Source organism: Vibrio sp. M260118, from assembly GCF_036533755.1.
Taxonomy (GTDB): Bacteria; Pseudomonadota; Gammaproteobacteria; order Enterobacterales; family Vibrionaceae; genus Vibrio.
In genome coordinates, this window is the sequence record NZ_JATABG010000100.1 from 1 (window position 1) to 10,267 (window position 10,267).

The 10,267-nt window shown below is 43.3% G+C and carries 9 protein-coding genes; 5 read left to right on the top strand and 4 right to left on the bottom strand.

Annotation, left to right across the window (positions count from 1 at the left end):
• From QTO00_RS08210 to QTO00_RS08230, 5 genes are all read left to right on the top strand, one after another.
• Positions 1–574 (top strand): copper-binding protein (locus QTO00_RS08210; protein ID WP_331424203.1); only part of this gene is annotated, 574 nt, incomplete at its 5' end.
• Entirely contained in the window at positions 574–3,699 is a 3,126-nt protein-coding gene (locus QTO00_RS08215) for an efflux RND transporter permease subunit (protein WP_054963212.1), read from the top strand. The genes QTO00_RS08210 and QTO00_RS08215, both read left to right, overlap by 1 nt.
• 72 nt (positions 3,700–3,771) lie before the next feature.
• Positions 3,772–4,341 (top strand): copper-resistant cuproprotein CopI, encoded by a 570-nt coding sequence (gene copI, locus QTO00_RS08220; protein WP_331424212.1) that lies wholly within the window; start codon positions 3,772–3,774, stop codon positions 4,339–4,341.
• Positions 4,342–4,361: 20 nt separating this feature from the next.
• Positions 4,362–4,919: a hypothetical protein gene (locus tag QTO00_RS08225; RefSeq protein ID WP_331424207.1), complete on the top strand. Its 558-nt coding sequence runs from the start codon at positions 4,362–4,364 to the stop codon at positions 4,917–4,919.
• 19 nt (positions 4,920–4,938) lie between these two features.
• Positions 4,939–5,379, top strand: a complete 441-nt coding sequence (locus tag QTO00_RS08230; RefSeq protein WP_042521808.1) for a DUF411 domain-containing protein — start codon at positions 4,939–4,941, stop codon at positions 5,377–5,379.
• Between the two features lie 367 nt (positions 5,380–5,746).
• Here QTO00_RS08230 and QTO00_RS08235 read toward each other — a convergent pair whose 3' ends face one another.
• The 4 genes from QTO00_RS08235 to QTO00_RS08250 all read right to left on the bottom strand — a co-directional run bounded on the left by QTO00_RS08235 (position 5,747) and on the right by QTO00_RS08250 (position 10,245).
• The gene (locus QTO00_RS08235; RefSeq protein WP_331424208.1) at positions 5,747–6,391 is read right to left on the bottom strand and encodes an HAD family hydrolase; all 645 of its coding nucleotides are present in this window, start codon (positions 6,389–6,391) and stop codon (positions 5,747–5,749) included.
• Positions 6,392–6,440: 49 nt separating this feature from the next.
• Positions 6,441–6,971, bottom strand: a complete 531-nt coding sequence (locus tag QTO00_RS08240; protein WP_331424209.1) for an MltR family transcriptional regulator — start codon at positions 6,969–6,971, stop codon at positions 6,441–6,443.
• A gap of 57 nt (positions 6,972–7,028) precedes the next feature.
• The gene (locus QTO00_RS08245) at positions 7,029–8,177 is read right to left on the bottom strand and encodes a mannitol-1-phosphate 5-dehydrogenase (RefSeq protein ID WP_331424210.1); all 1,149 of its coding nucleotides are present in this window, start codon (positions 8,175–8,177) and stop codon (positions 7,029–7,031) included.
• A 115-nt stretch (positions 8,178–8,292) separates the two neighbouring features.
• Positions 8,293–10,245 (bottom strand): PTS mannitol transporter subunit IICBA, encoded by a 1,953-nt coding sequence (locus QTO00_RS08250; protein ID WP_331424214.1) that lies wholly within the window; start codon positions 10,243–10,245, stop codon positions 8,293–8,295.
• Between the last annotated feature and the right edge of the window lie 22 nt (positions 10,246–10,267).

Genomic DNA, 10,267 nt, shown 5'->3' on the forward strand with positions numbered 1-10,267 from the left:
ACGAGGAGATCGTGTTGTTACATCAGCGCACTTCATGTTGGACTCTGAGTCAAGTCAGTCTGCCGACCTATCAAGAATCAATGGCATCGAACCGACTGCCGAAACGGCTTGGGCAACAGGTGAAATTACTGATGCAATGCTTGGGCATAGGATGCTAACGATTAATCATAAGCCTGTTCCAGAGTGGGATTGGCCAGGAATGACCATGAACTTTATGGTGTCAGAGCAGGTTGAAATGGGACCACTTTCAAAAGGGAAAATGATCGACTTTGAAATGAAAAAATCTGAATCAGGTCAATATGAAATCGTTGATTACAAAGTAAGTGAGCTGAGCATAAATACAGAAGTATGGATAGACGGTGATGTCTCTATGTTAATGGCGGACTTTGGTATGGTGACACTAAATCATGCCCCAGTTGCTGATTGGTCATGGGACGCAGGTGAGCTCAACTTTTCAGTCGGTGGTGATATTGAACTCTCAAGTTTTCAGGAGGGTGACAAAGTTCGGTTTCTAGTGGAGAAACAAGGCTCTGATTATCTTCTCAAAGAGTTAGTTAAAAGAGAGGATAAGTAATGATAGGTGCAATCATCCGATGGTCTATCAATAATCGCTTTTTGGTATTGGTAGCGACTTTTGCTTTAGTCTTTGGCGGATTATATAGCGTAAAGAATACTCCAGTTGACGCTCTTCCTGATCTATCTGATGTACAAGTGATCATAAAAACAAGTTACCCAGGTCAGGCACCACAAGTGGTGGAAGACCAAGTCACTTATCCGCTGACAACGGCTATGCTTGCGGTTCCTGGCGCTGAAACTGTTCGTGGATATTCGTTCTTTGGTGATTCCTATGTGTATATCATCTTCAATGACAACACAGACATGTATTGGGCTCGTTCGCGAGTGCTCGAATATTTAAGTCAGGTTGCGCCAAACCTTCCCCCAAGCGCTAAGCCAACACTAGGGCCAGATGCGACAGGTGTGGGTTGGATTTATAATTATGTGTTGCAAGATAAAACTGGAAAGCATGACCTTGCAGAGCTGCGTAGCTTACAAGATTGGTTCTTGAAATATGAGCTGCAAACCGTTGATGGGGTGTCTGAGGTTGCAACTGTTGGCGGTATGGTTAAACAGTACCAAGTACAAATTGATCCAGCTAAATTACGCGCATATGACCTTACCTTACAACAAGTCAATATGGCTATTCAAAATGGTAACCAAGAAAGTGGCGCGTCTGTAGTAGAAGTTGCAGAAGCTGAGCACATGGTTCGAACCACTGGTTACTTGTCTAGTATCGATGACATTAAAGCGCTTCCTCTCAAGGTAAGTAAAAAGGGATCTCCACTATTGTTAGGCGACGTTGCTGATATTGACCTCGGACCACAGATGAGACGAGGAATCTCTGAACTAAATGGAGAGGGCGAAGCCGTAGGTGGCGTAATTGTCATGCGTTTTGGAGAAAACGCGAGCGAAGTGATCAGTAATGTAAAGGATAAGCTAAACGAGCTTCAGCGTAGCTTGCCTGATGGTGTTGAGATAGTGGCTACTTACGATCGTTCTACGTTAATCAATGCAGCAGTTGAGAACCTTTGGAAAAAGCTTGCAGAAGAGTTCATTGTTGTCGCTATTGTATGTGCGTTGTTCCTATTCCACATTCGCTCATCATTGGTAATCGCGCTAAGTTTGCCTGTCGGTATTTTAGGGGCCTTTATTGTCATGCATTGGCAAGGTATCAACGCCAATATCATGTCGTTAGGAGGGATTGCAATCGCGATAGGCGCAATGGTAGACGGTGCTATCGTTATGATAGAAAACGTACATAAGCACATTGAACGAACCCCATTGACTGACAAAAACCGATGGCAAGTGATTGGTGATGCGGCGCAAGAGGTTGGTGCACCGCTGTTCTTTTCGCTACTGATCATCACGCTAAGTTTTGTTCCTGTATTCGCATTGGAAGGCCAAGAAGGCAAGATGTTCTCGCCACTCGCCTTTACTAAAACTTATGCAATGGCGGCGGCAGCAGGCCTTGCTATTACCTTAGTGCCGGTACTCATGGGATATCTTATTCGCGGTAAAATATTACCAGAGAACAAGAACCCTATTAATAAAGGTCTAATTGCCCTTTATAAGCCCTTACTGAATATTAGTCTGAAGTACCCGAAAAGCATGATTGTATTGGCTATTGCTCTTATGGGGTCTGCTTATTACCCAACAACGAAGCTAGGTAGTGAGTTCATTCCTCCTCTTGATGAGGGTGACTTGATGTATATGCCAACTACCTATCCTGGTATTTCTATTGGTAAAGCGCGAGAGTTGCTTCAGCAGACAAACAAATTAATTAAGACGGTACCTGAAGTACAGACAACATGGGGTAAAGTCGGTCGTGCTGACACAGCGACCGACCCTGCTCCCTTAACTATGATTGAAACCGTTATTCAGCTTAAACCGCGTGATCAGTGGCGTGAGGGCGTGACAACTGAGTCGCTACGAAAAGAGTTTGATGACTTGATTCAATTTCCTGGTTTAACTAACGCATGGGTGATGCCTATAAAAACACGCATCGACATGTTGGCAACGGGCATCAAAACACCAATTGGAATCAAGATCGCAGGGAGTGATTTAGCCGAAATTGAGAAGATAGGTGCTCAACTAGAACCTATTCTTAACAATATTACCGGCACTGCTTCTGTATACGCAGAGCGTGTTGCCGGTGGTCGCTATGTCACTATTGATATCAATCGAACAGCGGCAGCTCGATACGGTCTTAATATTAAAGAGGTACAACAGGTAGTTTCTACCGCTGTCGGTGGTATGAATGTTGGAGAAACCATTGAGGGTCTTGAACGTTACCCAATTAATGTCCGTTATCCACAAGATTACCGTGATTCAGTCGTTAAGCTAAAGCAATTGCCATTGGTTACCCCTAGTGGCGCTAGAATTGCCTTAGCTGATGTGGCTGATGTTCGCTATGAAGATGGGCCACCGATGATTAAAACAGAGAATGCTCGTCCAAATGGTTGGGTGTTTGTAGATATCGATGGTCGAGACTTAGGCTCTTACGTTGAGGAAGCAAAACAGGCGGTTGCAGAGCAACTTGATATGCCAGCTGGTTATTCAATTGCATGGTCAGGTCAATACGAATACATGGAGCGTGCGAAAGAGCGTCTGGGTGTTGTTGTGCCGATCACGATTGCCATCATCATGTTACTGCTTTACTTCAGCTTCCGACGCGTAGGTGAGGTGATGATTATCATGCTGACTCTGCCTTTAGCTATGGTGGGTGGCTTGTGGCTCATGCATTACCTCGGCTACAACTTCTCAATCGCGGTAGGCGTTGGTTTTATCGCGCTAGCAGGGGTTGCTGTTGAAATTGGGGTCATTATGTTGGTATACCTCAACCAAGCTTGGCACTACACCAAATTGGATGCCAAAGAGCAGAGCAAATCACTGAATGAAGAGGATTTGAGTAAATCGATTCAAGAAGGTGCTGGCTTGCGCGTTCGCCCGGTAATGATGACGGTACTTACTGTTATTATCGGTTTGATCCCAATCATGTACGGTGAGGGGACTGGCTCTGAGGTAATGCAGCGTATCGCTGCTCCAATGATTGGTGGCATGGCATCGGCTCTGCTACTCACACTTCTTGTTCTTCCTGCGATTTTCAAGCTTTGGAAAACACGCGAACTAAAACACGACTAAACACACATTCGGGCTAAGAACGAACTTGGCCCGTAAACTTTTGAATGAATTACTAAGGAACACAATATGAACATGAAAAAAACACTACTTGCTGCACTTCTGTCAATTACAGCAACATCTGCAATGGCAGAAATGGACCACTCTATAATGGATCACTCAAAGATGGACCACGGCTCTATGAACCATGAGAGCATGGACCATAGTAATATGAATCATGACGATATGGATCACAGCAAAATGGATCATTCAATGATGTCGATGGAAGGCATGTCTGATGTTGGTATGCCAGCAACAGGTGCAAAACCAGACAAAGTGGTCCATGTTGTGTTGGCAGATGACATGACAATCAAGTTCAAAAAAGAAGTACAAATTGAACCAAATGATGTCGTTCAATTTGTAGTTATGAATATTGGAAAGATTGATCACGAGTTCACTATTGGTTCAGCGAAAGAGCAACTTGAACATCGAGAAATGATGAAGAAAATGCCTCATCATATGCATGATTCTGGGAATGCAGTTACAGTAAAACCGGGTAAAGCTAAACAGCTGATTTGGCACTTCCACGGCGACAGCAAGGTTGAATTTGCATGCAATATTCCAGGGCATGCAGAAGCAGGCATGATTAAAAAAGTGAGCTTATAGCCGCTAAAAGGAATCTGGTGATGTTAAAGCGTTCATTCATGCTAGTGAGTATGTTTAGTATGAGCTTGTTTACCTATGCTTCAGAAGAATCAATTTCAGCCGGTGAGTCCACATTTCGTACTGTTGGTGGATATGGATGTATTGCATGTCATGGGCTTTACGGTCAAGGGGGAGGTAATGTTGGTGGAAACATCAGAGGTAGCTCCTTAAATGACCTGAAATACAGCCTAGAGCATGAACAAACTATGAAGCTTTTAGGCGACGCACTAAGTGAACAGGATAAGATAAATCTAGCAGACTACATGGAGTATCTTGGAACGTTTCAATTAGTGGATTGGATGTATGAAGGTACCAAAGGACGACTACTCTCAGTTTCTATAGATAGCGGCAAGAAGAGTCAGTTGGTGGTACTAAATAGAACGTTTGAGCCGATGTCAATTGACCTCTCCCCTTTGTCTGGAAAACATTTAACACTGCGTGTAGAGCCGTATGAAACTCAGCACTTTGAGTGGATTCCTGAAAAAGGAGTGTATGAGCTGAGTTATGGCGATGAAGCCGTCAGTATTAACGTAAAATAGATTTTAGTTAGGTAACTATATGAGTAAAAAATTGAGACTTATTGCACTTTCATCTTTGATTTTGAGCTTTAACGTCTTTGCTAAGCCTGTTATTGAGCTTTATAAATCGCCTACGTGTGGTTGCTGTAAGGAATGGGCAGCAATTATGGAGAAGAAAGGCTACGAAGTGAATGTTAACCATGCTCGCGACTGGAGTTATGTCAAACAAGAGTTTGGAATGCCTAGTCAACTGATGTCCTGCCATACAGCTGTCATTGATGGATATATGATTGAAGGGCATGTTCCTGAGTCTGATATCAAGCGTTTGCTTGAGGAAAGGCCTGAAAATATTTCAGGAATCGCCGCTCCCGGTATGCCGCAGCATTCGCCGGGAATGGCACGACCAGGGCAGGAGTACAAAGGCTTTAACGTGGTGTCTTTTGATAAGACAGGGCAGATGAAACTTTATAATAAGTACTAAAAGTCGATTAAGAAGTTGGGCTCTTGAGGTAAGTGCGGAGCCCTTTTGTTTATTTAAAAGGAGCTCTTGCACTAAATCGGAACGAGTCCGTTATTCCGTTGTATCCAAAAAGTTTGCTAAGCGAGATTGGGTTGACCAATGACTAAGTGCCTAGAAAGGAAGGTCTCTTACAATACTTAAAGTTTCAAATTTTATTGTCATAATTATGTTGTGCAGAGAGTTATGGCATTAAGTTAGTTTCAAACTTTATTGTTACCTTCTTTTATCTAGGCTACTTGGTACTAAACTCTACACGAGAGAAAAGTTTCAAACTTTAATGTCCTCCGACACGAGGTTCTGAGCCTCGGTTTATTATATCTATCAAAATTTAAAATGAATCAAGTAGCGGAACAACCTGAGCTAAATCCTCTACGATCATGGCCTTGTTGGTAAGCTCTGTTTGTGGTGGCAATAGATCTGGAACCATGATGGTATGGCATCCTGCTGACAACGCCGCTTTTACTCCGTTATTTGAGTCTTCTAACACTAGGCATTCTTTTGCGGTAAGACCAAGTTGCGTATAAGCCAGTTTATAGCAATCAGGGGATGGCTTTCCGTGTGTAACGTCTTCTGCTGTAATGACTAAATCGAACTGAGGCAGGTAGTTAGTTTGGGAGAAGTTACGCGCGACCTCAGGAAATCTCGAAGATGTCACTATAGCGGTGCTTAGCCCTCGTTGCTTAATCTCTTTGAATAGCATATCAAAGCCCGGTTTTAGCGTTATGCCATTATCCCTAATTAAATTGAAATGATTATCGCGAACGTTTTTAAAGCGTGGCAGGTCAAGTGTATTTTGAAAATACTCTGAGAGCATCTTCTCGCACTTAGAGTCTTGAACGCCGATGAACTGTTGGTATAGGTCATCGCTGATGCTGAGGTTTTGCTCTTTAGCAGCATATTGCCAGCTAAGCTTATATACAGACTCAGTATCGAAGATAAGTCCATCCATATCGAAAAGAACGGCTGTTAACATATTGTCTCCTGTTGTTACTCAATAGGAGGCTGACACTGACTTGATATTGTTAGAAAGGGCTATCTTTACCGAGTTCGTTGCAGATCTCTACAATAGCTAACGAGAGCCCTGACTTGATGATTTGCTGTTGGCGTTGCAGTTGTAGTTGATAAAACTCTAGGTCTATATCGTCATCTGGCTCTGCCACTTCAAGCTGTACCATGCCCATTTTCTGAACTAAGTGAAGCTCTTTGATTGGTTGTAACACGTTAGGGTCAGTGAATTGATAGTCTGTCGCGTCACTGTTGAGTTCATTCTTAATTTTAATGATGTTCTCAATGTCATGATAAACATCATTAGGAAGTACACCTAAGCCGAAAAGTAGCTTTAAGCGGACAGATAAATCACCTAACGGACCCGAGTCATGCAGCAACGGGCCCACAACCGACTGTACTGCAAAGTTATCTTTTTGAAAGATTCTTTGCATTAGAGCATCGATTGAGTCATTAAATACGTCAACGGTAGCGATGAAAAAACCACGTACCGATGGGGCGCTATTTAATCGCTCTATAATGTCGGTTTCATTTATTTTGTCTGCCATATACTGAACTGAAACTTTAGTTGATGGGAGGAGGTTTTCTCCTCCCGGTATTTGTTTTTATAGCTTTGAGAAAAGTGATTCGATTTGAGCAACCTCGTCACTGTTTTCATTTAAACCTGTGTACATTGCTAGTGTCTGACGAACACCGTGCTCTTTTAGTGAGTTTTGAAGCTCAATTGCTTGCGGATCATCACTGCTAGTGTATTTGAGAGCAGCGCCAATACCTTTTAAAAGCGTTTGGTTTTCAGTGCCATACTCGATTGTACCTAGTAATGGCTTCACTAATCTATCATTTGTGCCCAATTTGCGAATCGGTTGGCGACCAACGCGGTCTACTTCATCGACTAAATACGGGTTGGCAAAACGATTTAGAATTTTGTCTATATACGCATTGTGCAAGTCGCGGTCAAACCCGTAACGGCGAATCAAAACTTCCCCACTTTCGTGCATTGCTTGTTTCACATCTGCGCGAATTTCTGGATCTTCGATAGCCTGACGAATGGTTCGATGACCTTTTAAACAGCCTAAATAAGCAGTAATGCAGTGACCTGTATTGAGGGTAAACAGCTTCCGCTCGACGAAGGCCATTAGGTTGTCGGTTTTTTCCATCCCAGAAATGTCGGGAACTTCCCCTTTAAATTGTTGCTCATCAACAATCCATTCGCTGAAGCTTTCTACAGTAACTTCTAAAGGATCATCATTGGCTGCTTCTGCTGGTGGCACAATACGGTCAACCGCTGAGTCGACAAAGCCAACTAACTCGTTAGCTTTTGTATGTAAGGAAGCATCTAGGTGCTTGTAAACTTCGCCTTTGAGGTGTGTTGTACCACGAACCATATTTTCACAAGCAATAATATTGAGTGGAGCCTCATTACCAGACTCAAAACGCTTTGCGATTCCTGTTGCAATGGTTTTTGCAATGATATCTAAAACATTTGGACCGACTGCCGTAGTAACTAAATCTGTTTTTACGATCTGCTCAATCACATCGTCGCTCGCCGAGTTGACTGCGGTAACGTGAGTGACGGTGTCTATTTGGCATTCTGTACCGACGACTTTAACTTTGTACTCTTGCTTGTGGCTTAATTGGTCCACAAGTGGAGCATTAACATCTGCGAAAGTAACTTCAACATCTGCATCTGCCAATAATTTACCGATAAATCCACGCCCGATATTACCTGCACCGAAATGAACTGCATTTTTCATAATTTACCTACCAATTGAATGTATACAAACTAACGACTCTAGGGTGAGGTCAACCGTATAGGGGGTGACAGCTGACCTCGGTTTGCTCTCAGGAGCAAAGGTTTGGATTGAAGGATTAAGCGGCTTGTGGATTACCTAAGATATTAAGAATTTTAGTGACATCTTGGGTGCTCGTTAGTGTTTCAATCGCTTCAGGTTCATCGAGTGCATTCGTGATGGTAGTGATAACTTGAATATGTTCATCATTTTTGGCGGCAATGCCAATCACTAGCTTGGCGACATCTTCTTGGTCATCAGTAAATTGGATACCTGATGGATACTGGCAGATGACAATACCAGTTTTCTTTACTTTGTCTTTCGCTTCAATGGTTCCGTGTGGAACGGCGATAGACTCTCCTAAATAAGTCGATACGAGTTTTTCACGCTCGAACATAGCGTCAACATATGCAGGCTCTGCATAGCCCATTTCAACCAATTTGTTGCCAGCAAAACGGATAGCCTCTTCTTTATCGGTTGCCGTTAAGCCTAAGTGGATGTTTTCTTGTGCAATCTGGAATACCGAGGGTTGTTGTGGCTCGTAAGAATCGTCATTTGCGGCAAGGACTGAGACCTTGATTTTATCGTTGTCATTTGCCGCAGGGCCTTTTTGAGCGGCAAGAAGTCTGGTAACAAGCTGATTGTACATTTCGCTATCTAGGAAGTTAGTCAGTGAAATGTGGTGTGCATTTGGAGCATGCTTACGTGCACGATCCGTTAGATCTTTATGTGTAATCACGATGTCAGCGCTCTCGGTTAAGTTATTAATGGCAAGGTTGTTTACGTCGATCTTCAAACCGGCATCTTTGATCTTTTTGCGCAGCATGCTTGCACCCATAGCACTTGAACCCATTCCCGCATCACAAGCGACGATAATGCTAGTTACATTGGCGAGATCGATGTTGCCTTTGTTTTGAGCGTTTACCGCTGAATTTGATTTCGCGCCAGATTTCATTTCGTTCATTTGCGAAGTTGCTTTTTCCAGTGCAGCTTTATCACCATCTTCCTCTGTAGAAGATTGAGTTTTCATCAGCAGTGCTGCCACTGTGAACGACACACCTGCTGCCGAGATAATTGAAGCTAATACTCCGACTATTGACCCTTTCTGAGTCATGAGTAAGACTGCAAAAATAGAACCTGGAGAGGCTGGAGATACGATACCCGCATTAAACATGACAAGAACGAACACTCCAGTCATACCGCCTGCAATTGCCGCTAGGATTAGGCGTGGATTCATCAGTATGTATGGGAAGTAGATTTCGTGAATACCGCCAAAGAAGTGGATGATTGATGCTCCGCCAGCAGTTTGTCGAGCTGTACCTTTACCAAACACCATGTACGCCAATAAAATACCTAGACCGGGACCTGGGTTTGCTTCGATTAAGAAGAAGATGGATTGGCCTGCTTCTGATGCTTGCTGAATACCCAGAGGAGAGAAAATTCCGTGGTTGATGGCATTGTTTAGGAACAGAATCTTCGCAGGCTCAACAAAAATAGAAGTCAAAGGTAGAAGGTGTGCTGAGACGAGGAAGTTAACGCCTGCTGCAAGGCCACCAGAAAGAATTTTGACAAATGGCCCAATAAACATGAATGCCAAAATTGCGCATAACATACCTATAATGCCTGCTGAGAAGTTGTTTACCAACATCTCAAATCCGCTTTTTACTTTGCCATCAATGTAGTTGTCGAATTTTTTAATCGCCCAACCACCAAGAGGGCCGACCATCATTGCGCCCATAAACATTGGAATATCTGTACCAACGATGACGCCCATAGTTGTGATTGCACCGACTACAGCGCCGCGATCTCCACCCACAAGTTTACCACCGGTATAACCGATAAGCAGTGGTAGCAAGTAGGTGATCATTGGACCAACCATAGAAGCTAGCGTTTCATTTGGAAGCCAGCCAGTAGGAATAAAGAGTGCCGTGATAAAGCCCCATGCGATAAACGCACCGATGTTAGGCATTACCATGTTTGACAGAAAACGACCAAAATTTTGTATCTTGATCTTAGCATCTGGTGATATCATAAGAGTTCCCCGTTTGATGTTC

What these genes read in the sequence shown, in the direction of transcription:
- QTO00_RS08225 (WP_331424207.1), top strand. Translation starts at nt 4,362, where the DNA reads ATGTTAAAGCGTTCATTCATGCTAGTGAGTATGTTTAGTATGAGCTTG.
- QTO00_RS08240 (WP_331424209.1), bottom strand. Translation starts at nt 6,971, where the DNA reads ATGGCAGACAAAATAAATGAAACCGACATTATAGAGCGATTAAATAGC.
- QTO00_RS08230 (WP_042521808.1), top strand. Translation starts at nt 4,939, where the DNA reads ATGAGTAAAAAATTGAGACTTATTGCACTTTCATCTTTGATTTTGAGC.
- QTO00_RS08215 (WP_054963212.1), top strand. Translation starts at nt 574, where the DNA reads ATGATAGGTGCAATCATCCGATGGTCTATCAATAATCGCTTTTTGGTA.
- QTO00_RS08235 (WP_331424208.1), bottom strand. Translation starts at nt 6,391, where the DNA reads ATGTTAACAGCCGTTCTTTTCGATATGGATGGACTTATCTTCGATACT.
- copI (WP_331424212.1), top strand. Translation starts at nt 3,772, where the DNA reads ATGAAAAAAACACTACTTGCTGCACTTCTGTCAATTACAGCAACATCT.
- QTO00_RS08250 (WP_331424214.1), bottom strand. Translation starts at nt 10,245, where the DNA reads ATGATATCACCAGATGCTAAGATCAAGATACAAAATTTTGGTCGTTTT.
- QTO00_RS08245 (WP_331424210.1), bottom strand. Translation starts at nt 8,177, where the DNA reads ATGAAAAATGCAGTTCATTTCGGTGCAGGTAATATCGGGCGTGGATTT.